Consider the following 21901-nt stretch of genomic DNA (forward strand, 5'->3'; position numbering starts at 1 on the left):
GTCGGTCGTGCCGACCGGCGGCAACGTCAACGACCGCACCCAACTCACCCGGGTCATGGCCGGCATCACGTTCCGACGACCGGGTCCGGGCCGCCCGGCGACCAGACCGGGCCGCGTCCTCGCCGACAAGGGCCACTCCACCAAGGCCATCCGCGACCACCTGCGCCGACGAGGCACCCCGGCCACCATCCCGGAACGCCGCGACCAACAAGACAACCGCAAACGCAAAGGCCGCGCCGGCGGACGACCACCGGCCTTCGACCGCACCGCCTACACACGCCGCAACGTGGTCGAACGCTGCTTCAACCGACTCAAACAGTTCCGCGCCATCGCCACCCGCTTCGACAAGACCGCCACCTCCCACCGAGGCATGATCGACCTGGCCACCCTCACGATCTGGCTTTGAGGACAGGCCCTAGTGGATGAGGGGGCATTGGGCGAGTGGGCACTGGGCACGGGCGAGCCCCTTGGGGAGAGAAGGGCACGGCGGGACTTGATAAGCGGGCCGACTTACTGGGGGCGGAGACGGCTCGATGGGCAGGCGGGACTTGGTGGGTGGTGGGCATCGGTGGGCTCCTTGAGGGGTGCGGGGCTATAGAGGGGTGAGGGAGAGAGCGAGGGTGGCGGTGAGGAGGCCGGGGGCGTGGGGGATGCGGGTGCGCCAGGTGGGGTTGCGGGTGAGGCACAGGGCGAGGGTGATGCAGGAGGCGATGAGGGGAGCTAGGAGCAGGGCTAAGGGGCCCGCGGTGCCCAGGTAGAGGCCGAGGGTTGGGGAGAGTTTGATGTCGCCCCAACCGATGGCGGGTGGGTGGATGGTGCGCACCAAAAGATGGAATGAGGTGAGGGCGCAGGCGCCCAGGAGGGCAGCGGGGAGGGTGTGGATGAGGAGGGCCAGTGCGATGGGGAAGCTGGGCAGGGTGAGGACGTTGGGGAGTCTGGAGGTGCGCAGGTCGATGATGGCGAGCGGCACTGCCAGGAGGGCGAGGAATAGCACGGGCAGAAGTGTTGGCGGGGAAGCGGATGCGATGGTCATGGCGGCTCCTTTCGGTACCTCCCAAGGTAAGGGCGGGAGGGCACGAGGGGCAGTCGCTCGATACGGTGGGGATGGGGAGTTGACAGGAAAGCGAAACCCTGCTTAGAGCGGCAGCGGCAGGATTCCGCCGGTGGCTGCGAAAAGGGCGTCGCGCATGGCGTGGCGGGGGGCCGGGTGGCCGGTGAAGCGGGTGACCTGGCCGAAAGCCTGGTGCAGCAACATGTCCAGGCCGGTGGCAACGGCTCCGCCCGCGGCAGAAACCGCCTCGGCGAGGGGAGTGGGCCACGGGTGGTAGATCACGTCGAGGAGGTGGGCGGCACTGGCCAAAGTGGACACCAGTGGAGCGGTGGCCGCAGGCGGGACGGTGGAGACGACGACCGAAGTCGTGGCTATGGCGGCGAAATCGGTGTCGGCCCAGCGGTGGACGGTGAGGGGGAGGCCCAATCGAGACGCGCAGGAGATGGCTTCGGTGGCGCGGGTGGGGTCGCGGACGACGACAGAGGCTGAGGTGATGCCCAGGTCGACGAAGGCGGCCAAGGCGGCGCACGCGGTGCCACCCGCACCGAGTACGGCCCCGGTGGATCCGTTGGCGAAGCCGGAAGACCGCAACGCGCCCACTACTCCGTCGACGTCTGTGCAGTCGGCGTGCCAACCGGATGCGGTGCGGACAAGAGTGTTGGCGGCGCCGACGGCGATGGCGCGGTTGGTGGCGCTGGAGGCGTAAGACAACGCGGCGCGCTTACCGGGCATGGTGACTGACAGGCCAACCCACTCAGGTCCTAGCGAGGACACTAGGCCGGGCAACTCCGCGTCCGTGCACTCGATGCGCGTGTACTCCCACGGCAAACCCAAAGCGGCGTAAGCGGCTCCGTGTAGGACCGGGGACAACGAGTGCTCGACGGGTGAACCGAGGACGGCTGCCCGTCGGTGGTCAGTAAGCGCCATTCCGTCCGGCCAGCGCGATGTTGGCGTTGTGTTCCTCAAGCGTGTTCGCGAAGCAGGAGGTGCCGTCCTTCTGGCAGCGCACGAAGAACAGCCACGTGCCGTCGGCGGGCTTCGCGGCGGCTTCGATGGCCTCTCGGGAGACGGAGGCGATCGGGGTGGGCGGCAGCCCCAGGTTGGCGTAGGTGTTGTACGGCCCCGCCTTGAGCCGGTCTTCGGGCTTCGTGCGGATCGCGGGGCGGTCGAGGACGTAGTTGACCGTGGAGTCGTATTCGAGCTTCATGGACTTCGCGAGCCGGTTGTAGGTGACTCGGGCGACCTTGGTGAAGTCGCCCGCGATGGCTTCGCGTTGGACCAGCGAGCCCATGACCAACACCTGGTACGGGGTGAAGCCGGTTGAATCGGCCAGGGCGGGCATACCGATGCTCTGCAGCCGCGCGGAGGAGTCGGCGATGAGACCCTTCAGCAGCTCCTCGGCCGTGGAGCCGGGTTTGACCTCGTAGACGTCCGGCATGATGATGCCTTCCAGGCGCCGCTTGGGCTCTGGGGACTTCGACGCGTCTGGCACCGCCCAGTCGGGGACGCCGAGAGCCGTAAGGTCGGCGGTTTCCACTACCTTGCGCAGGTCGTCAACGGCGACACAGGTGCTCTTACCGTTGAGCTGCGCGCAGGACGCCTTTGACAGCAGCGAGTACACGCCCGGCGTCACGGCGTTGCCGTTGACCACGTCGTCGAACTGGGTGCCCGCCTTGATCTGCAGGTTCCCCACGCGCGAAGTGGGGTTGACCATCTTGGCGACGGCGTCGGCTCCCGAGACCTTGGTGCGCATCACGTAGTAGCCCGGTTGCACTGACCGGATTTTCGACTCGGACTCGGCGGCGTCGACGAACGCGCGCGAGCTGGCCACCACGTCGGCGTCCTTGAGGTGGTTGGCGATGGTGCCGGTGGTGTCGCCGGGCTGGACCTCGAAGACGACGTCGGACTCCCCCGCGCCCGAGTAGTCGTCGTACCCGCCGATGCCCGCGATGGTGCGCAACCCGTACCAGACGCCCCCGGCGAGGATGGCCAGGACGATGGCACCGATGACGATGAGCCGGACGCGCCTCTTACTGCGTGACTTGCGCCTACCGGTGTCTTCTTCCTGCTCCTCGAACAGGTCGAGTTCGTCGCTCATGATTCCGCCTCCCGGGTTCGGGCGAGAGCCGCCGCGCGGGCGTCGAGCCACGACTGCAGGATCTCGACCGCCGCGGCCTGGTCGACGACCGCGCGCTGCCGTTTGCCCTTCACGCCGCGGTCGCTGAGCATCCGGGACGCGGACACCGTGGTCAACCGTTCGTCGGTGAGCCGGACGGGAACCGGGGAGATCCGGGTGGCGAGCGCGACGGCGTAGGCGTGCGCGGCCTCGGCGGCGGCGCCGTGTCGCGCGGCGAGCGTCCTCGGCAAACCCACCACCACCTCGACCACCTCGTACTCGGCGACGATCTCGGTGAGCCGGTCGATGTCGCTGCCCGACCGCTCGTCGCGGGACAGCGTAACCAGCGGAGAGGCGAGGATGGGAGTCGGATCGCTCACGGCGACGCCGACCCGGACGGAGCCGACGTCAACGCCGAGGCGGCGGCCCCGCCCCGGGTCGTCGGTCCCGGGGCGGTCCGGCCTGGGTTGCCCGGCCGGGCTCACGACCCGGCCAGCGCCTTGCGCAGAGCGGTCACCGCCTCGTCGACACCGGCCGGATTGGCGCCACCACCCTGGGCCATGTCCGGTTTGCCGCCGCCGCGCGCCTCGATGGCGGGGGCGAAGGCCGGGACGAGCTTGCCCGCGGCGAGCCCGTTGTCCCGCGCGGTCGAGGTTGTGGCAACGACAAAGTTCACCTTGTCGCCGTCCGTTGCAAACAGGGCCACTACGCCCGGTCGCGAACCGAGACGGTTGCGCACCTCGGTCGCGAGCGTGCGGAGGTCGTTGCCGCTAACGCCATCGGGGACCTTCAGGGCGACGAGGGCCGTGCCGTTAAGGTCCTCGGCCTTGCCGGCGAGGTCGCCCGCGGAAGACAGCAGTTGCCCGGCGCGCAGCTTCTCCAGTTCCTTCTCCGCGTTGCGCAGCCGGTCGACGAGGGCCTCTACGCGCGCGGGGACCTCGGCGTCGGGCACCTTGAGCATGGCGGCGAGGTTCTGCACCAGCGCGCGTTCCTTGGCCAAAAAGCGCATGGCTTCCATGCCCACGTACGCCTCAAGGCGTCGGTTGCCGGAGCCCACCGAGGACTCGCCGAGCAGCGTGATGGGCCCGATCTGCGACGAGTGCTCGACGTGCGTACCGCCGCACAGCTCACGCGACCAGGGGCCGCCGATCTCCACTACCCGGACGGTCTCGTCGTAGGTCTCACCGAAGAGGGCTACCGCCCCCAACTCCTGCGCCCCACCCATGTCTGTGTACACAACGCGCACGGGGAGGTCCTTGCGCACGGCGAGGTTGGAGACCTCTTCGATCTCGCTGCGGGTCTCCGCCGACAGGCCACCCGACCACGCGAAGTCGAGACGCAGGTAGCCCGGCTTGTTGTAAGAGCCGCTCTGAAGCGCTGTCGGGCCAAGCACCTCGCGCAGGGCGGCGTGCACGACGTGGGTACCCGAGTGGCCCTGTCGCGCGCCGATACGCCACTCGGCGTCGACCAGCGCCTCTACGTGCTGGCCCTCGACGATCTCGCCGCTACGCACGCGTACCTGGTGTACCCACAGCTTGCGGGCGACCTTCTGCACGTCGAGGACTTCCAGCTCCACACCGGGTCCGCTGATGGTGCCCGCGTCACTCTCCTGGCCGCCCGACTCCGCATAGAGCGGCGTGCGGTCCAGAACTACCTCGACGATCTCACCTTCGGAAGCACTACGAACGCGGGTGCCCTCGCGGACGAGACCGCGCACGGTGGCCTCGGCGCTCAGCGTCTCGTAGCCAAGGAACTCGGTGGGTCCCTGCGCCAAGAGGTCGCGGTAGACCGTCTGGTCGCCGTGGCCGGTCTTGCGGGACGCGGCGTCGGCCTTCGCGCGGGCGCGCTGCTCGGCCATGAGCTCCCGGAACCCGGTCTCGTCGACGGTGAGGCCCTTCTCGGCCGCCATCTCCAGGGTCAGGTCGATCGGGAAGCCGTAGGTGTCGTGCAACTGGAACGCCTTGTCGCCGGGCAGCTCAGCGCGGCCGTCGGCTTTGACCTCGTCGGCGGCCAGGTCGAAGATCTTGTTGCCGCTGGCGAGGGTGGCGAGGAAGGTCTCTTCCTCCTTGCGCATGACGGACTCGATGCGCGGGAAGTCGCTCGCCAGTTCGGGGTAAGAGGGCGACATGGTGTCGCGCACGACGGCGGCGAACTCGCCCAAGACGGGCTCATTCACGCCGAGGAGCCGGACAGACCTGACGATGCGGCGAAGCAGACGGCGCAAGACGTAGCCACGGGCCTCGTTGCCGGGGTTCACACCGTCGGCAATCAGCATCATGCCGCTGCGCGCGTGGTCCGCGATGACCCGGAAGCGCACGTCGTCGACAGTGCTACCGGAGCCGTAGCGGCGGCCGGACATCTCTTCGGCCTTACCGATGACAGGCCGCACCAGGTCGGTCTCGTACACGTTGTCGACACCCTGCAGGATGGTGGCTACGCGCTCGATGCCCATGCCGGTGTCGATGTTCTTCGTGGGCAGGGACCCGATCGGCTTGTGCCCTTCCTTCGGGCTCAGGTCGCCGCGCTCGTCCTGCATGAAGACGAGGTTCCAGATCTCCAGGTAGCGGTCCTCGTCGGCGACCGGGCCGCCGTCGCGTCCGTGCTCGGGGCCGCGGTCGTAGTAGATCTCCGAGCAAGGACCGCCGGGGCCGGGCACGCCCATGTCCCAGTAGTTGTCCTTGCCGTCGCGGCGCTGGATGCGCTCCTCGGGCAGACCCGCGACCTTGCGCCACAGGTCAAGAGCCTCGTCGTCGTCGTTGTAGACGGTGGCCCACAGGCGCTCGGGGTCGAGGCCGTAGCCGCCGTCGGCGGGGCTCTTGGTGATCAGCTCCCAGGCGAACTCGATGGCGCCCGCCTTGAAGTAGTCGCCGAAGGAGAAGTTGCCCGCCATCTGGAAGAACGTGTTGTGCCGGGTCGTCTTGCCGACCTCGTCGATGTCACCGGTGCGCACGCACTTCTGCACGCTGGTGGCCCGCGGGTACGGCGGCGGGACCTGGCCGAGGAAGTACGGCTTGAACTGGACCATGCCCGCGTTGACGAACAGCAGGTTGGGGTCCTCGAAGATCAGCGACGCGCTGGGCACCTGGGTGTGCCCGTTGCGCTTGAAGTGGTCCAGGAAGCGGTTGGAGATCTCGTGGGTCTGCACTGGAGGTCCTCGGGTGGTCTGGTGGACGGCGGGCCGAGACGGCGAACGGCGGAACGGGTCAGCCGTTCGCCCGGCGTGCTCGCACGCCGGGGGTGACCCCGGAGCGGCGCTCGACGGTGTCGGCCAGTTCCTCCTCGCGCTCGACCATGCCCGCGCGGACGTCGGCGCCGAACGAGCCGATGGCACCCGCCAGCTCGTGCACGGCGTCGCCGAGGTTCTCCGCGATGCCCGCGGGCGTGATGGCGTGCGCGGTCTGCTTGACCTTGCGGCTGAGGGCTATCCCGGCGGCGATGCCCACGCCGAGCCAGAACACCCGGCGGATCACGACTTCGCCCCGCGGCGCAGACGGCGCTTACCGCCACGCGTGTGCTTGCCCTCTGGGTCGGCCTTAGCCTTGCGGCGAGCCCTGATGGCCTTGCTGACGCCGTAAGAGAGCGCAGCGGCCTTGACCAGCGGTCCACCCAGGGTGGCGGTGAACACCGAGGTCAACGCCGAGACGTTGCCCGTGACGGCCTGAGCGTTCGCGGTGATCCCGTCGACCCGTTCGAGCTGGGTGTTGACGTGGCTGAGCGTGGTGTTGGCACCGAGGAACAGCGGGTCGCTGTTCTCGTGCGCCTTGCGGATGGCGATGGTGGCCTCGTCGAGCGTGCGGCCGAGCTTGGCCAGCACGATGCCCAGCAGCACAACCAGCAGTACGAACGCGCCTGCGGCCACCAGCGCGGCGATCTGCCCTGCTGTCACGAGCCCTCCTCATGGCCTGACCCCGGATTTGATCGGGGGCCAGGTTACCGTGCCGGTACGCGTGCCAGTGTGCGTGGTCAGGGCGCCGGGGGGCGACTCGGTTATTCCCCTCGGATGACCCTTCGCAGCTTCGGCACGCGGTCGGCCAAGTGCCGCTCCGAACCGCGTTGCGTGGGCTCGTAGTAGTCGCGATCGCGCAGGTTGTCGGGCGGGTACTGCTGGGTGAGAACGCCCTCGGGTACGTCGTGCGGGTAGCGGTACCCGGTGGCGTTACCGAGCTTCTTGGCACCGGCGTAGTGGCCGTCGCGCAGGTGCGGTGGCACCAGGCCCGCTCCCCCGGCGCGGACGTCGGCGAGTGCCGCGTCGATGGCGGTGCACACGGCGTTGGACTTGGGCGCGGTCGCGAGGTGGATGGTGGCCTGGGCGAGCGCGAGGCGGCCCTCGGGCATGCCGATCAACTGGACGGCCGACGCGGCGGCGACGGCCGCCTGGAGAGCGGTGGGGTCGGCCAGGCCGATGTCCTCGCTGGCGTGGACGACGAGGCGGCGGGCGATGAAGCGGGGGTCCTCGCCCGCCTCGATCATCCGGGCGAGGTAGTGCAGGGCTGCGTCGACGTCGGAGCCCCGGATGGACTTGATGAAGGCGGAGATGACGTCGTAGTGCTGGTCGCCTTGGCGGTCGTAGCGGACGGCGGCCTTGTCGACGGTGGCCTCGACGGTGGGGAGGTCGATGGTGCCGTCGTTGGCGGATAGCGCGGAGTCGGCGGCGGCCTCGAGAGCGGTAAGAGCGCGGCGGGCGTCTCCGCCTGCGAGACGGACTATGTGCGCCTCGGCATCGTCTTCGAGGGTGACTGTGCCATTTAGCCCACGCTCATCGGCGACCGCGCGGCGCACCAGAGCCTCTATGTCCGTATCGGTAAGGGGCTGGAGTTGCAGGACGAGGGAACGAGAGAGAAGAGGCGATACGACGGAGAAGAACGGGTTCTCCGTGGTAGCGGCAACGAGAAGGACAATTCGGTCCTCCACGGCGCCGAGTAGGGCGTCCTGCTGAGTGCGGGAAAATCTGTGAACCTCGTCGATGAACAAGACGGTGGACTCACCGGAGTGCGTTAGCCGCCGCCGGGCCTCATCGATGACGGCACGCACTTCCTTAACGCCCGCCGACAGCGCGGACAATGCCACAAACCGGCGGCCGATTGCGGACGACACCAAGGTCGCCAGGGTGGTTTTCCCGGTTCCCGGCGGCCCGTAAAGAAGAATGGAAGCCGGTGCGGCACCCTCGACGAGGCGACGCAGCGGGGCGCCGGGGCCGAGGAGGTGGTCCTGGCCGAGGACCTCGTCGAGGGTGGCGGGACGCATCCGAACCGCCAACGGGGCGTTCGCCGCCGCCTTGCGGACCGCGCTGTCCGAGGCGGGGGCGCCGAAGAGGTCGAACTCCTGTTCCACAGGGGCCGACGCTACCCGGTCAGGCGAGCGGGTCGAACCGCCCGCTCTTGGTCGTGGTGAGGAAGGTGGACCAGGTGGTGGGTACGAGAGAGAGGGCACCGGCCGGCCGGTTCTTGGTGTCCCTGACCCCGACCACGGTGCTGGTCAGGCGCACCTCGACACAGTTCTCCTCGGCCGCCGCGCTGCGACTGCTCTTGAACCAACCGGTGTCCATCGCCGCTCCTCCTAGCTGCTCTTGACTCCTTCGACCAGCGAACTCCACGTTGACGGGGTGACGCTCAGCACGCCGGCCCCACGGTTCTTGGTGTCCCGAACCCGCACGACGGTGTGGGTCAGGCGCACCTCAACGCAGTTAGCCTCGGCAGCGGCGCTCCGGCTGCTCTTGAACCAACCGGTGTCCATCGCTCCTCCTAGCCGCTCTTGATATCCGTGACCAACGCACTCCACGTCGCCGGGGCGACGCGCAACACGCCAGCCGCGCGGTTCTTCGTGTCCCGAACCCGCACGTCGGTGTCGGTCAGGCGCACCTCAACGCAGGTCTCGTCGGCCGCGCCGCTGCGGCTGCACTTGAACCAACCGGTGTCCATCTCGCCCCTTAGTTCATCTTGATGTCAGTGACCAACGCACTCCACGTTGCCGGGGCGACGCTCAGCACGCCAGACGTGCGGTTCTTCGTGTCCCGAACCCGCACAATGGTGTCGGTCAGGCGCACCTCAACGCAGGTCTCATTGGCTGCGCCGCTGTAGCTGCTCTTGAACCAACCCGTGTCCCGGACCTGGGCACCCATGCGTACTACTCCTTCGCGATTTGCTGGATCAACCGGCGGGACTCTTCCCGGCTCAATGCCGTCTCCCACAACCGGTAGAACGCACGCAGCATAGCCGTGGTCTCAGGTTCCCCGTCGTAATAAGTTGACGGACCGAGAACGGGTGACGAGTAGCCGATTGGTGCCCCACGCTCACCGAAGCCGAGGATGGTCAACCCGTAGCCACGCAGCGGATTGCCATATGCGTCTGCGCGCATGACACGGATGTTGAGATCGGGCAGTTTGTCAAGCAAGCCCAGCAGGTGGTTCAACTGTTCACGCATGATCTCAGGGGCGCCCATGTTGGCCCGAAGAGCGTCCTCGGTCACCACGAACCGCATGATGCGTCGGTCGCCGTCACGAAGAATCCGCGCTTGGCGATCCGTGCGGTACACCCACCGGTCTTCGCCTTGGGCATCTGCGGCTGCCCACCAGATGCCCTCAGCCTCCGCGAACAGCGCCTGAAGGTAGCCCGGCGACTGCAGGAGCCCGGGGATAACACCTGTGTCGTAAACGTTGATCTCGACCGCGCTGGCTTCCAGATCAGCGAACCGCCGATAAGCATCAGGCAAATTGTCTACATGGATTCGTCGTTGCTGTCGACGACGGGCCTGAGCGCCTAGCTCCAGGGCTGTTGCTCGCTCATCACCGACGACACTGTAGTAGTCGAGGAGCTTTTCGAGATCCTCTTGGCTGGCTGTGGCGGTTCCGTCTTCCAACTGGACGACCCGTGAGCGGACCTTGCCCAGGGCGTCGGCGGCCGACTGCTGGGTCTTACCCGCGTGCTCCCGCAACCGGCGGAGTACCAAGCCGAGTTGCCTGCGTTCGAATGTAGGCCGTGCGTGGCCCATTGCCCACTCCCCTGGTTCACCCGATCGTGCGTCTACCGTAAGCCCGACAGTCTCCCTATCGTTCAGCATGACAGTCGGGCTTGAGACCCGAGCGGCACGCAGAACCGGAGACGGCAACCCCATGGCACTTTTCACCCAACCAGGTGTGTCCGTCGAGACCTGGGTCGACCTGGCGCACGACGTCCCGATGCGGATGGACGCGTCCGGGGTCGACCAGGCCACCCTCCACTTCGGACAGGGCGACGAGTACAGCATGACCATGAACCGGGCCAACCTCACCCAGTTGGTGGACCTCGCCACCCAGGCCATCGCCGCGCTGGACGCGGCTTGACCCCGGCGGGGCCGTGACCAGTAGCCCCTGGCCACGGCCCGGCCGAAACTATCAGCAACCCCGAATGCGGTGAACCCAACCCCTCGAGCCGTCCCGGGTGACCACGTCAGTGACTTGTGATGCACAGCCGTGACCAGTGCGGGGTGCCGCAAATGGCAGCCGGGTCGGTGTTCGGCGATCGACGGGGGACGTCAGCGAGGGGTGGTGGCGGGAAAGCGCGACGGACAAAGCGTGACCGGGGGCTGGGGTCGGACAACACGGGGTAAACATCGCTCGACGGGGCGTCGGGGAAGGGGCGGGCGCCGCTAGCGTGGCGGCACTTCGGCATGCGGAGGGGTCGTGGACGACTTTCCCCTGGGACTTGTGCTCACCCTGGCCGGCGTGGCGGTGTCGCTGCTGGCTTTCTGCTGGGAGTTCCTGTTCATCCGGCGCAAACGGATCGGGTACCGGGTTCAACTGGACACCAGGATCCAGGCGGACGACAACGGTCAGACCGAGGTGAATCCCGGGGCGTTGCGGCAACTGGACTTCGGTGACCACGGGACCAGGCTCATTGATCCGACCCTGGTTCTGCTGCGGCTGGAGAACGCGGGGTCGACGAACATCGACCTGGACGACTACGCGGCCCGGGAAGGTGCCGACGTCGGTTTGCAGGTCCAGTTCCCGGGCCGCCGGGTCGTGGACAAGGCCATCACCGAAACCAGCGACCCGCACCTGGACCAATTCTTCGGCGCCGACTCCGGGCTCGGCCACCACGGCGACACGATTCGCCTGCCCAGGGTGCCGCTGAACCGGAAAGCGCACTACAAGGTGCTCGCCGTGCTGGAGCGGGACGGGCCGAACCCGGGGCGGGAATACCCGGAGCCGGTGCTGATCGGCGCCATCAAGGGCGGGGTCCGCAGTGGACGGCCGGTCAAGACCAGCAGCCAGACCGGGGCGTCGGCGTGGACGTGGTTGCTGGTTGCGTCACTGGCGGTGGCTCTGGTCGCGTTCGGACTGGACACCTGGTTGCTACCGCCTGACCCGTTGGGGTGCACGAGCGGGAACCTGGTCATCACCGGTTCGACGGCGTTCGAGAACATCCTGCAAGAGTCGATGGACGGCTACACGAGCACCTGCAGCCACGCGGAAGTGGTCCGCGATACGCGCAACAGTGCCGACGGCATTTTGAACCTGAACAAGATCGCCGAATCGGGCCTGCCAGACAAGACCAAGGACTACATCGTTTTCAGCGACGGGACAACCAGCTCGGGATCAGACAGGATAAAGGGCAGGCCAGTCGCCCTTGTGTCATTCAGCATTGTCGTCAACCCCGAGGCCACCGTACCCGACCTGAGCCTGCAAAACATCAAGGACCTGTTCAGCGGCAAAATCAAAAACTGGACGGAACTGGGTGGGGCGAACCTGCCGGTGCGGCTGGTCGGCCGAACGGGTGGGTCTGGCAGCAGGAAGGCGTTCGAGCAAGCACTCGACGGAGACGAGGGGGTGATGAACTCGGAGAACTGCAGGGACCTCAACCACTCGCTGCCCAGCGACCCGAATCGGGTGCGCCTGTGCGAACGATCCACGACCGAACTCCTGCTGGACGCCGTGGCGACCACGCCAGGAGCCATCGGCTACAGCGAGACGAACAAGGCGAGGGGGCACACGGGCGTGCACACAATCCTCATCTCCAGTGGCCGGTCCAGCCTGAACAACGTCAGCAAGGACGGGTTCTTCTGGGCGACCGAATACGCGTACACCATCGGCGAACCACCTGTCGGCTCGCCGGTCGCCGGGTTCCTGAACTACCTCACCGAGAGTGTCGGCAAGCAGGCCATCCGCGTAGGCGGGGCCAAGCCCTGCGCGGACCTCACCAGGGCAACCGAGTGCGTGCCCGACTGAGGATCAGCCCGCCCAGTTGCCCGCGACGAACAGCAGGTAGATGGCTGCCTGGACGAGCGTCGTCGCGTACATCCAGATCTGCAGGGCCGGGCGCAGGGGGCGGTGGCGTTGGGATGCCAGGACCATGGCGACGTAGATGACCACGCAGGGCAGCAGGTAGCGGTGGACCGAGACCACGTTGCTGTTGAAGGTGAACATCACGAAGGACGCCAGGCCGAAGAGGGCCAGCGGGATGCCGTCCTTGCGCAGGGCCACGAACGTGTAGACCGAGCTGGCGAACAGGACCACCAAGCCGACCACCGGCAGGAGGTGGCTCAGGAGCTGCCATGTGTTGGGCTTGCCGGTGAGCAACGCGTCCCAGGAGATCGAGACCTCTTTGCCGAACGTCCCCACGAAGTTGGGGTTGGCGACGTGGTAGGCCCAGGTCTTGACCGTGTCGTACGCGTGGAACATGCCGAGGGCGTCGCCGGTCATGATCTTCAGCAGCACGGCGTACGCGGCGAAACCGGCGAAGGCGGCGGGGAACCACAGCAGGTGCCAGGACAGCAGGCCGCGCAGGCGCCAGTCCTTGGCGCGCCAGAACTCCAGGAAGCACAGGCCGATGAACAGCACGGCCGTGATCCGGGTGGCGGTGAGGGGCATCAGGACCAGGCCCATCAGCACCCACTGGCGGCGGAGGGCGAACGAGTAGGCCCAGAAGCCGAGGGCGCAGAACACGGCCTCCGTGTAGAAGGCGTGCATGAAGAACGCGGTGGGGGCCGTCAGGAACGCGGCGACGACCAGCCAGGCGGCTTGCTCGCCCGCGACGAAGTGGCGGGCGATGCGCAACAGGGCCCAGGCGGCCAACCAGGACGCGACGAAGTTGACGAACATGCCCGCGGCGAGGAAGCCGACCTTGCCGAAGGTCACGGTCTGCACGAGCCAGAGGCAGAACGGGAAGAACGGGTAGAACGCGGGGGTCCACGGGGTCGCGGGGTCGTTGTACGCGCCGTGGGTGATGTTGAGGTAGTTCTCGCTGTCCCAGCGGAAGGTGTGCGACAGCAGGCTCGGGTCGGCGCCGAGGATCTTGACCGGGTAGCCCTCGCCGACGGGCATCGAGCCCTGGAACAGCACAGCCACCGCGATCAGCACGGCGTGCCAGGCGAAGACGACCAGCAGGGTGCCCACCCAGTCGGACGCCAGCACGGCGCGCAGGCGGGACGGAGCCGGGCTCGGGTCCGCGGGGTGCGAGTCCGGGTGCCGCGGCGCGGCGGTCGGCGACGGGGCCGTCGTCACGTCGGTCATGCGGTTGCTTCCTTGGCTCTGAAGACGACCCTGCTGTACAGGACGTAGTTCCAGGCGAGGCCGAACGCGACGGCGACGAGCTTGGGGCCGACGGTGGCGACGATGTGGTTGGCCCCGTCGAACGCGCCGGACACCAGCGCGATCACCACCGGCTGCACGACCCACAGGCCGAACGCGGTGACGAGGAAGAACAGGATCGCCTGGGTGCGGGTGTTGCCCGCGGTGGCGCGGAAGGTGAACGAGCGGTTCAGCGTGAAGCTGCAGACCATGCCCGCCGACGTCGACAGCGTGTTCGCGACCAGCAGCGGCAGCCCGGCCAGCGTCAGCAGCGTGTAGCCGACCAGGTCGATGAGCGTGTTGGCGATGCCGACCAGGCCGAACCGGATCTTCGTCGCGAGCTCGGCCTTCACGGGACGTAGCTCTCGCGGCTCGCGTCGTCGCGCGTGCGGAGACCAGTGCGCACGGCACCCACCGTGTACAACGGTCTACCTTGCGTCTGCGCGTACGTGCGGCCGACGTAGCTACCCAGGACGCCGAGCATGCTGATCTGGATGCCACCCAGGAAGAACATGCCCACGGTGATGAAGGCCCATCCCGGCACGGCCGTCTCCGGCGCGAACAGCTTCACGGCGGCGACATAGAGGATGCCGAGGAAGCTGAGGAACGAGATCAGGTAGCCCATACGGCTGATGAGCTTGAGCGGCGCCACGGAGAACCCGAGGATGCCGTCGGCGGCGAAGCGCAGCATCTTGCTCAGCGGGTAGCCGGTCTGGCCCGCGTGCCGCTCGTCGCGGTCGAACAGGACACCGGTCTGGCGGAAACCGATGGAGCTGACCAGGCCGCGCAGGAACCGGTCGCGCTCGCGGAAGCGGCGCAGCTCGTCGACGACCTTGCGGTCGATCAGCCGGAAGTCGCCGGTGTTCGGCGGGATGTCGATCGAGGCGACCTTGCGCAGGAACCAGTAGAAGGCGCTCGCGGTGAACTTCTTGAACGCGGAGTCCTGCCGGGACCGCCGCTGCGCGTAGACGACCTCGTAGCCCTGCTCCCACTTCTCGATCAGCTCCAGGCTGACCCGGGGCGGGTCCTGCAGGTCGCTGTCCATGATGATCACCGCGTCCGCGTCCACCGCGTCGAGACCGGCGGTGACGGCCATCTGGTGGCCGAAGTTGCGGGCGAGCTCGATGACGGTCACCCGGTCGTCGGCGTCGGCGACGGCGTGCAGGTGCGCGACCGAGTCGTCCTTGCTGCCGTCGTCGATGTAGATGAACGAGACGTCGTACCGCTCGACGAGCGGCTTGGTGACCTCGGTCACCATGCGGTGCAGCAGGTCGATGTTCCCGGCCTCGTTGTAGATCGGGAAGACGTAGGCGATCGTCCGCCTGCCGTTGTCGGTGGTCACCCCAGCGTTCCTTTGCGTAGTGACACGGGACGCAAGTTCCCCCGAACGCGTCCCACAGGAATCTGCCAGGACTATACGCATACGTTGTGTAGACCAAACCCCCGGATCTGGCGGATCACCTCACTCGGGTGAGTGACACACGAACCACAAAGGGCCCATCCCGGGTGGGGATGGGCCCTCGGCCGTCGGCGCTCAGCCGGTGATGGAGTCGCGGATGAAGGCCGCCACCCGGCTGACGCCCTCGACGATGGTCGCCGGGTCGAGCGCGCTGCAGGACAGGCGGAGCTGGTGGTCACCCGCGTTGTCGTGGTGGAAGTAGGACATCGGGGTCCACAGGACCCCGTACTCGCCCGCCGCGCGGTGCAGGGCCAGGTCGTCGGCGACGAAGGGGACCGTGACGACCAGGAAGAAGCCACCCTCCGGCGAGTTCCACGAGATGCCGAGGGCAGCCCGGACGTCCGCCGGGAACTGCCGGTCCAGTTCGTCCAGGACGGTCTGCAGGTTGTCCCGGTAGAACGCGATGGCCTGGGCGTTGGCGTCGCGCAGGCGGCAGTTCGCCGCGACGAGCATGCCGCCGATCGCCGCCTGGCTCAGCGCCGCCGTGTTGACCGTGGTCATGCTCTTGATCTTGGACAGGCTGTCCGCCAGCGGCGCCACCGTGCCGTCGAGCGCGGCCACCGGCTGGTCGGCCAGCACGTAGCCGACGCGGGCGCCGGGGAAACCGGTCTTGGCGAAGGAGCCCAGGTAGATGACCCGGTGGGCCCGGTCGAGGGCCTTGAGGGTCGGCTTCGGGGTGCCCTCGCGGAGGAAGAAGCCGTACGGGTTGTCCTCCAGCAGCAGCAGGTCCTCGGACTCGGCGACGGCCAGCAGACCCTCGCGGGCGTCCAGGGTCATGCTCGAACCGGACGGGTTGGCGAAGTCGGGGACCAGGTACATCGCGCGTGGCCGCTTGCCCTGCGCCCTGACCTCGGCGGCGGCCGCGGCGACGAGGGCGGGGTCGACGCCGTTCGGGCCCTCCGGCACGGGGTGGATGGCGACGTCGAGCACCTTCGCCGTGCCGGTGATGCCGACGTAGCAGGGGGAGCTGACCAGCAGCACGTCGTCCGGGCCGGTGAACAGGGCGCGCAGGACGAGCAGCATGCCCTCCTGGCAGCCGACCGTCACGACCACGTCGCGGGGGGAGACCTCGATTCCCTCGTCGTTCGAGACGGTTCGGGCGATGAGGTCGTGGATGTGCCCGTTGGTGCGGCCGTACTGGAAGATGTTGGTGCGGACCTGGGACGGCGTGAAGCCCCGGTCGTCCTCCAGGTACTTGATGTAGGTCTTGAGGTAGTCGAAGACCTGCTCGGTCTCGAAGAAGCCCTCGTACGGCCGCCCGGGGGCGAACGAGATGGCGTCCGGGAACCGGCCGACGACCTCGTTGAGGAAGTTCATCGACTCCATGTCCGGATCGGTGACGCTGCCGTGGAGGTCGGCCGCCTGCAGCAGCACCCCCGGCAAGGCCTCTACTGACACGCCTGCACCCCTGTCTGTCGGGTCAACCTCGGTCGGAACCACACGCGGGAAACCACACAGATTCCCGCATAGCTACAGGAATTTCCGCAAGTATGCGGCTGCTTCTTCCTGGGCCCGAGCGCCGTCGTCCAGGTCGCCCGCCATCGCGAAGAAGCCGTGGATCATGCCGTCGTACCGGCTGAGCTCGACCGGGACCCCGGCCGCGGCGAGCTTGGCGGCGTACGCCTCGCCCTGGTCGCGCAGCGGGTCGTACTCGGCGGTGATCACCAGGGCGGACGGCAGACCGGTGTGGTCGGTGGCGCGCAGCGGTGACACCCGCGGGTCGAGGCCCTCGGTCGGGGCGTCGCCGAGGTAGTGGCTCCAGTACCAGGCCACCGAGCGGTTGTTGAAGAACGCCGAGTCGGTGTTCTCGGCCATCGAGCCGGTCGACGCGGTGTAGTCCGTGTTCGGGTACACGAGCAGTTGGCACTTAAGAGCCGGACCCTGCCTGTCGCGCGCCATGAGGGAGATCACCGCGGCCAGGTTGCCGCCCGCGCTGTCCCCACCGACCGCGATTCGCGTGACGTCCGCGCCGTAAGAGGCACCGTTCGCCGCGAACCACTCGACCGCGCCGTAGCAGTCCTCAAGCGCGGCGGGGAACCGGTGCTCCGGTGCCAACCGGTAGCCGACACCGACGACGAGACACCCGACCGCGTTGGCCAGACGGCGGCAGATGGCGTCCGCCGTGTCGATCGTGCCGAGGGTCCAACCGCCGCCGAAGAAGTAGAACAGGACCGGCAGCGGGCCCTCGGCCTCCGGCCGGTAGATCCGCAGCGGGACCTCCCCGTCCGGACCGGGGTAGGACAGGTCGACCACCGAGCCGACCGGTTCCGGGGTGCCGCCCGCGGCCTGGATGGAGGCCAGATCGTCGGCGCGGGCCTGCTCAAGGGACAGCGTGTACAGCGGCGGGGTGTCCTGGGCGACGCGGCGCTCGCGCATGGCCGCGACCTGGGGGTGCAGTGGCATGGTCGTAGTCCTAGCCGAGATCAGGCACCCATGGCCAGGCCCATGGCGTGCACGCCGCCATCGACCATGAGCACCGATGCGGTGGTGGCGGGCAACAGGTCGGTGAACAGCGCGCACACCGAGGTGGCGACCGGCTTGGCGTCGTGCGGGTCCCAGCCGAGTGGCGCGTGCGAGTCCCAGTCGGCCTTGAGCTGGGCGAACCCCGGGATCGACACGGCGGCCTTGGTCCGGACCGGACCCGAGCAGACCAGGTTGACCCGGATCCCCTTCGGACCCAGCTCGCGCGCCAGGTAGCGGGTGACGGCCTCCAGACCGGCCTTCGCCACGCCCATCCAGTTGTACGTCGGCCAAGCGACTCGACCGTCGAACCCGAGGCCGACCACCGACGACCCCGGGCCGAGCAGCGGCAGGCAGGCCGAGACGAGCGCGCTGAACGAGTACGTCGACACGTGCACCGCGGTGGACACGTCCTCCCACGGCGCCTTGCTGAACTCACCACCCAGGCAGGTGGGCGGGGCGAACGCGATCGCGTGCAGCACCCCGTCCAACCCGTCCACATGCGCGCGGACCTTGTCCGCCAGCCCGGCGAGCTGGGTGTCGTCGGTGACGTCCAGCTCGATGACCGGCACGTCCGGCCCGAGTCGCTTGGCCAGCCGCTCCACGAGCGACATCCGCCCGTAGCCGGTCAGCACCACCCGGGCGCCCTGCTCGGTGGCGTACTTGGCCACCTCGAAGGCGATCGAGGAGTCGGTGATCACCCCGGTGATCAGCAGTCGCTTGCCGTCGAGCAGTCCGGGCACCTCAGGTCCTCCACGTATGCGGTCTTTGCCAGTGGGTCGGTGGGTCAGGTTGAGCGGGCCGGGCCGAGGAGCGACAGGTGCGTCGCGCGCCACCGGTCGGTCCACGGCTCGGGGCGGAAGGTCTCCGCGTTGAGCTTCACCACCGCGCGCAGGCCGCTCGCGTGCAGTTGGCCCTGCGGGCCGAGGCAGCGGAAGCCGTAGCGCAGGCTGGTGGTGCCCAGGTGGTCGAGCCACAGGTCCACGTCCAGCGGACCCGACCCGGCGTACGGGGCGGCCAGGTCGACCTCGAACCGGCGGACCACGTGGAACTTGTCCGGGTTGTTCTCGATCGACGCTTCCCAGAAGAAGCCGTTGCCCTCGAAGAACCGGGCCGTGGCGCGCTCGACGTGCACGGCGTAGCGGGTGTTGTGCAGGAAGCCCATCGCGTCCAGCTCGTCGAAGAACACGTGGCTGGTGTAGCGGAAGGTGCCCTGCTTGGCGGAGTCCGGTGCTCCACTGTGGACGATAGCCTCGGTCATGGGCTCAACCTAGCACTGTCGTGCGCTCTCTTTGTCCGGTTCACCCGGTCGCCACCGCCTCGCGCGCGGCAGCCGGGGCGGCCGCGAAACCCAGGCAGGTCAACGAGATCGCGTCCGCGTCGCCCAGGGTCACCGAGTTCACGCCCGGCCGGATGCCCGCCGCGGTCACCCAGTGCACCGACTCGGTCGGCACGCCCAGGGCGAACCGGCGCGGGTGCGGGTGGTCGTCGACGTCGATGACGTGGTACGGCCGCTTGGTGACGGCGAGGCCGCGGGTCTCGTACGAGCCGCCGTCCGCGGACGGGACCCGGTGCGGCCTGCACTGGCCGGTGGCCAGCATCCGCGCCAGCAGCGGGTCCGCGGTGCGGCGCAGGTCGATCTCCTGCAGCCGCGCCTCGATGAGCACCTCGGCCCGGACCACCGACCCGGGCACCGCGGGCGACTCCAGCAGGAACCCCGGCTCGTCGTGGTCGACCCGCACCCGCACGTCCGGCCCCATCACCTGCAGCACACCGGCCTCGATCAGCGCGACCGTCTGCTCGATGCGCGCCGCGGGCGGCCCGATGGACAGGAAGGCGTTGAGCGGCGTGTAGTGCCGGTCGAGGTGGTCCCGGTGCGACTGTCCACTGAGGCCGTTGTGGTCGACGACCAGTCGGATCTCGTTGCGCAGGTCGCGCAGCACGTCCAGCGCGGCCTTCAACGGGTTGGTGACGTTGCCCGCGCGGGCGTCGTCCGCGTCGCGGCCGAGGTAGGCCAACAACCACGCCTGGAAACCGGCCTGGTCGGTGAAGACCTGGCCGCGGTACGGGGTGGCGATGCGGTCCCAGTCCCAGCGGTCGGTCGCCGGGACGTCGAACTCGTCGAGCAGCGCCGCCTCGGCCGGGTCGCCCCACGCGTGGTCGAGGTAGCGGTCGCGGAACCGGGCGGCGACGCACTGGCAGTCGCGCCGGGTCAACAGCGCCGAGTAGTAGACCGTCTCGGCTTCCTTGGCGATCAACGGCCACAGCTCGGCGCGGAAGTCGATCCCGGTTCCGGCGGCCGCCCGCGCCCGCAGCCCGGCGATCACCTCGGGCGTGATCACCAGCGGGTCGTGCCTGCCGGACGGGCCCTTCTCGTTCTCGCCCCGCGCGTGGTAGGGGATGCCGCGCCGGGAACCCGCGTACAGCTTGGGTTCGCGGCCCGACGGGTGGTACACGAGCTTGCCGTCCACGCGCTCGAACCGCCCACCGCGGCCGAGCGTGAACAGGGCGATGTGGTCGAAGAAGTTCAACCCGAGGCCGCGCAGCGCCACGGCGGTACCGGGGTGGATGGCGGCGACGTCCACATCGGCCGGGTTGGACGGCAGCAGGTAGGTCAGGCCGTGTTCGGCGGCGTACCCGGCCAACGCCCGCTCGCCCTCGCTCGGGCGCACCGGCACGTGCCCCTGGGCCAGGACGACGGCGGCCAGGCAGTCGAGCCGGGTCCCGTCCTCCAACAACACGGTCTGCAGGCCGTCGGCGGTGCCGGTGGCGTCCTCAAGGGACACCGCCCGCGAGCGGTGCACCTCCACCCGCACCGTTCCCGGTGACTGCCGGACGACCCGGCGGAACACCCACTTCAGGTAGTGGCCGTAGAAGGCGCGCGACGGGTAGTCGTCGGGCCCCAGCGTGCGGGCCTGGGTCAGCACCTCGGGCGGGTAGCCCTCGCCGCCGCCCATCAGCACCAGGAACCGGGCCCACTCGTACAGGCTCGGTCCCTCCTCCAGCCGACCGGCCATGTCCACGCTGCCGTCGGTGAACATCGACACCTGGGAGGCGACGGTGTTGAGCAGCAGGTGGTTGTCCTGGCTGGTCCGCCACACCGCCCCGGCGCCGGGGTGGTGCGGGTCCACCACGTGGACGGTGAGCTCCACACGGGGGAAGTCCTTGGCGTTGGCGCAGATCCGTTCCAGCACCGACAGGCCGCGCGGGCCCATGCCGACCACGCACACGGCAATCCGACCGGTGCGGGACGGGTCAACACTCACAGCCATCTCGTTCCTCTCGCCGGGGCGTCCGCCCACGTGATGGGGTCAGTCCTGCCAGGTGACCGGGCAGTACTCGGGGTCGGCGTAGTCGGGCGTGCCCGCGGCCGTCTTGCGCACCAGGAAGTCGTGGTTGTAGTTGACCTGCTTGCCGTCCGAGGTGCGGAAGTCCCGGTAGGCGTTGGCGCCGTCCTGCAGGTGCAGCGAGATCGCCCGGCGCGGCCGGTCGCTGATGTTGGCGCCGGAGCCGTGGTAGGTGCGGCAGTGGTGGAAGCTCACGTGCCCCTTGGGGATCTCCATCGGGATCTTCTTCACCTCGACGCCGTTGAACTCGGCGTTCTCCTGCAGCATCTCGTCGAGCTCGGAGTTGTCCCGGTCGGCGAAGTGCCGGTTGGTCGTGTCGTTGTCGCCGATCTCCTTCCACACGTGGCTGCCGTCGACCATGGTGATGGTGCCCATGTCCTCGGTGCAGTCGTGGAAGGGGATGAACGCGGTCAGCATCGACGTCGAGGTCGAGGTCGACCAGTAGTGCTTGTCGAAGTGCCACGGCACGATGTTGCTGACCTCGTCCGGCTTCGGCTGCTTGTAGATCAGCGTCGACTGGAAGATCCGGATCTGGTCGGCCTCGGCCAGCCGCGCGGCGACCGCGCCGAGCAGCGGCTTGCGCAGGATCGCGCCGATCGTGTCGTCCTCGTAGTGGACGTAGTCGTTGTGCCGCTGGACATCGCCCTTCTCGGGGGTCCAGTAGGCCAGCCGCGCCGGGTGCGACGGCAGCCTGCGGTCGCGGTGGCCGCCGTAGTACGCCTCGCTCGCGGCGAGGAGGGTGTCGATCTCCTCGTCGGTGAACACCTTCTTGCTCAGGTACCAGCCGTGCTCGGCGTAGAAGGCGACCTCTTCGTCGGTGGGCAGTAACGCCCGCTCCGCCTCGGTCAGCTCGAACGGCTGAAGTTGCGTGGTCACGCTCGTGATCCCTTTCCCCGGTCCGCCCGGTGGGGCGTTGTTGCCTGTG

General features: G+C 68.5%; 25 protein-coding genes. 3 read left to right on the forward strand and 22 right to left on the reverse strand.

From position 1 onward, the window contains the following. The coding region (locus H504_RS0126595; protein WP_211239403.1) for a transposase at positions 1–406 on the forward strand (406 nt) is incomplete at its 5' end. 186 nt (positions 407–592) lie between these two features. Here the strand turns inward: H504_RS0126595 and H504_RS37175 are convergent. From H504_RS37175 to H504_RS0126660, 13 genes are all read right to left on the reverse strand, one after another. Further along, complete coding sequence (locus H504_RS37175; RefSeq protein ID WP_051386298.1) at positions 593–1033, reverse strand: prepilin peptidase; 441 nt, start codon at positions 1031–1033, stop codon at positions 593–595. A gap of 102 nt (positions 1034–1135) precedes the next feature. After that, on the reverse strand, positions 1136–1978 hold the full coding sequence (locus H504_RS0126605) for a shikimate dehydrogenase (protein ID WP_026425257.1): 843 nt from the start codon (positions 1976–1978) through the stop codon (positions 1136–1138). Next, positions 1965–3149, reverse strand: a complete 1185-nt coding sequence (gene mltG / locus H504_RS0126610) for an endolytic transglycosylase MltG (RefSeq protein WP_026425258.1) — start codon at positions 3147–3149, stop codon at positions 1965–1967. The genes H504_RS0126605 and mltG overlap by 14 nt, the downstream gene beginning before the upstream one ends. Continuing rightward, positions 3146–3652: a Holliday junction resolvase RuvX gene (gene ruvX / locus H504_RS0126615; protein WP_026425259.1), complete on the reverse strand. Its 507-nt coding sequence runs from the start codon at positions 3650–3652 to the stop codon at positions 3146–3148. Before ruvX ends, mltG begins: the two co-directional genes overlap by 4 nt. Beyond that, the gene (alaS, locus tag H504_RS0126620; RefSeq protein WP_026425260.1) at positions 3649–6312 is read right to left on the reverse strand and encodes an alanine--tRNA ligase; all 2664 of its coding nucleotides are present in this window, start codon (positions 6310–6312) and stop codon (positions 3649–3651) included. The genes ruvX and alaS overlap by 4 nt, the downstream gene beginning before the upstream one ends. Before the next feature lie 58 nt (positions 6313–6370). Next, entirely contained in the window at positions 6371–6634 is a 264-nt protein-coding gene (locus H504_RS0126625) for a hypothetical protein (RefSeq protein WP_026425261.1), read from the reverse strand. Then, on the reverse strand, positions 6634–7053 hold the full coding sequence (locus H504_RS0126630; protein WP_026425262.1) for a DUF948 domain-containing protein: 420 nt from the start codon (positions 7051–7053) through the stop codon (positions 6634–6636). The genes H504_RS0126625 and H504_RS0126630 overlap by 1 nt, the downstream gene beginning before the upstream one ends. Before the next feature lie 101 nt (positions 7054–7154). After that, positions 7155–8498, reverse strand: coding sequence for a replication-associated recombination protein A (locus H504_RS0126635; RefSeq protein ID WP_026425263.1), 1344 nt, complete (start codon positions 8496–8498; stop codon positions 7155–7157). Between the two features lie 19 nt (positions 8499–8517). Continuing rightward, complete coding sequence (locus H504_RS0126640) at positions 8518–8712, reverse strand: DUF397 domain-containing protein (protein WP_026425264.1); 195 nt, start codon at positions 8710–8712, stop codon at positions 8518–8520. A gap of 11 nt (positions 8713–8723) precedes the next feature. Next, positions 8724–8900, reverse strand: a complete 177-nt coding sequence (locus H504_RS37180) for a DUF397 domain-containing protein (RefSeq protein ID WP_035306282.1) — start codon at positions 8898–8900, stop codon at positions 8724–8726. Positions 8901–8908: 8 nt separating this feature from the next. Next, positions 8909–9085, reverse strand: a complete 177-nt coding sequence (locus tag H504_RS37185) for a DUF397 domain-containing protein (protein WP_035306285.1) — start codon at positions 9083–9085, stop codon at positions 8909–8911. Between the two features lie 8 nt (positions 9086–9093). Continuing rightward, positions 9094–9285, reverse strand: coding sequence for a DUF397 domain-containing protein (locus tag H504_RS0126655; protein ID WP_026425265.1), 192 nt, complete (start codon positions 9283–9285; stop codon positions 9094–9096). A 5-nt stretch (positions 9286–9290) separates the two neighbouring features. Beyond that, a complete protein-coding gene (locus tag H504_RS0126660) occupies positions 9291–10277 on the reverse strand; it encodes a helix-turn-helix domain-containing protein (RefSeq protein WP_342668808.1) in 987 nt (328 codons plus the stop codon). Positions 10278–10299: 22 nt separating this feature from the next. Between H504_RS0126660 and H504_RS42180 the strand changes: the two genes are divergently transcribed. Both H504_RS42180 and H504_RS0126670 read left to right on the forward strand, forming a co-directional pair. Beyond that, the gene (locus tag H504_RS42180; protein WP_169735466.1) at positions 10300–10485 is read left to right on the forward strand and encodes a hypothetical protein; all 186 of its coding nucleotides are present in this window, start codon (positions 10300–10302) and stop codon (positions 10483–10485) included. Between the two features lie 339 nt (positions 10486–10824). Continuing rightward, the gene (locus H504_RS0126670; RefSeq protein WP_026425268.1) at positions 10825–12369 is read left to right on the forward strand and encodes a substrate-binding domain-containing protein; all 1545 of its coding nucleotides are present in this window, start codon (positions 10825–10827) and stop codon (positions 12367–12369) included. A gap of 3 nt (positions 12370–12372) precedes the next feature. Here the strand turns inward: H504_RS0126670 and H504_RS0126675 are convergent, their stop codons facing one another. The 9 genes from H504_RS0126675 to H504_RS0126715 all read right to left on the reverse strand — a co-directional run bounded on the left by H504_RS0126675 (position 12373) and on the right by H504_RS0126715 (position 21852). Then, on the reverse strand, positions 12373–13653 hold the full coding sequence (locus tag H504_RS0126675) for a glycosyltransferase family protein (RefSeq protein WP_026425269.1): 1281 nt from the start codon (positions 13651–13653) through the stop codon (positions 12373–12375). Next, positions 13650–14063: a GtrA family protein gene (locus tag H504_RS0126680; RefSeq protein ID WP_026425270.1), complete on the reverse strand. Its 414-nt coding sequence runs from the start codon at positions 14061–14063 to the stop codon at positions 13650–13652. Before H504_RS0126680 ends, H504_RS0126675 begins: the two co-directional genes overlap by 4 nt. After that, positions 14060–15052: a glycosyltransferase family 2 protein gene (locus H504_RS37190; protein WP_051386299.1), complete on the reverse strand. Its 993-nt coding sequence runs from the start codon at positions 15050–15052 to the stop codon at positions 14060–14062. Before H504_RS37190 ends, H504_RS0126680 begins: the two co-directional genes overlap by 4 nt. Positions 15053–15244: 192 nt before the next feature. Continuing rightward, positions 15245–16567, reverse strand: a complete 1323-nt coding sequence (locus H504_RS0126690; RefSeq protein WP_245614466.1) for an aminotransferase-like domain-containing protein — start codon at positions 16565–16567, stop codon at positions 15245–15247. A 72-nt stretch (positions 16568–16639) separates the two neighbouring features. Next, positions 16640–17572, reverse strand: a complete 933-nt coding sequence (locus tag H504_RS0126695) for an alpha/beta hydrolase (RefSeq protein WP_026425272.1) — start codon at positions 17570–17572, stop codon at positions 16640–16642. Between the two features lie 20 nt (positions 17573–17592). Next, a complete protein-coding gene (gene fabI / locus H504_RS0126700; RefSeq protein ID WP_026425273.1) occupies positions 17593–18372 on the reverse strand; it encodes an enoyl-ACP reductase FabI in 780 nt (259 codons plus the stop codon). 44 nt (positions 18373–18416) lie between these two features. Beyond that, positions 18417–18890, reverse strand: coding sequence for an acyl-CoA thioesterase (locus tag H504_RS0126705; protein WP_026425274.1), 474 nt, complete (start codon positions 18888–18890; stop codon positions 18417–18419). Positions 18891–18930: 40 nt separating this feature from the next. After that, positions 18931–20901: an FAD/NAD(P)-binding protein gene (locus H504_RS37195; protein WP_051386300.1), complete on the reverse strand. Its 1971-nt coding sequence runs from the start codon at positions 20899–20901 to the stop codon at positions 18931–18933. Positions 20902–20940: 39 nt separating this feature from the next. Continuing rightward, a complete protein-coding gene (locus tag H504_RS0126715; RefSeq protein WP_026425275.1) occupies positions 20941–21852 on the reverse strand; it encodes a phytanoyl-CoA dioxygenase family protein in 912 nt (303 codons plus the stop codon). Positions 21853–21901 lie beyond the last annotated feature (49 nt).

Origin of the sequence: Actinokineospora inagensis DSM 44258, from assembly GCF_000482865.1 — a bacterium.
Lineage (GTDB): Bacteria > Actinomycetota > Actinomycetes > Mycobacteriales > Pseudonocardiaceae > Actinokineospora > Actinokineospora inagensis.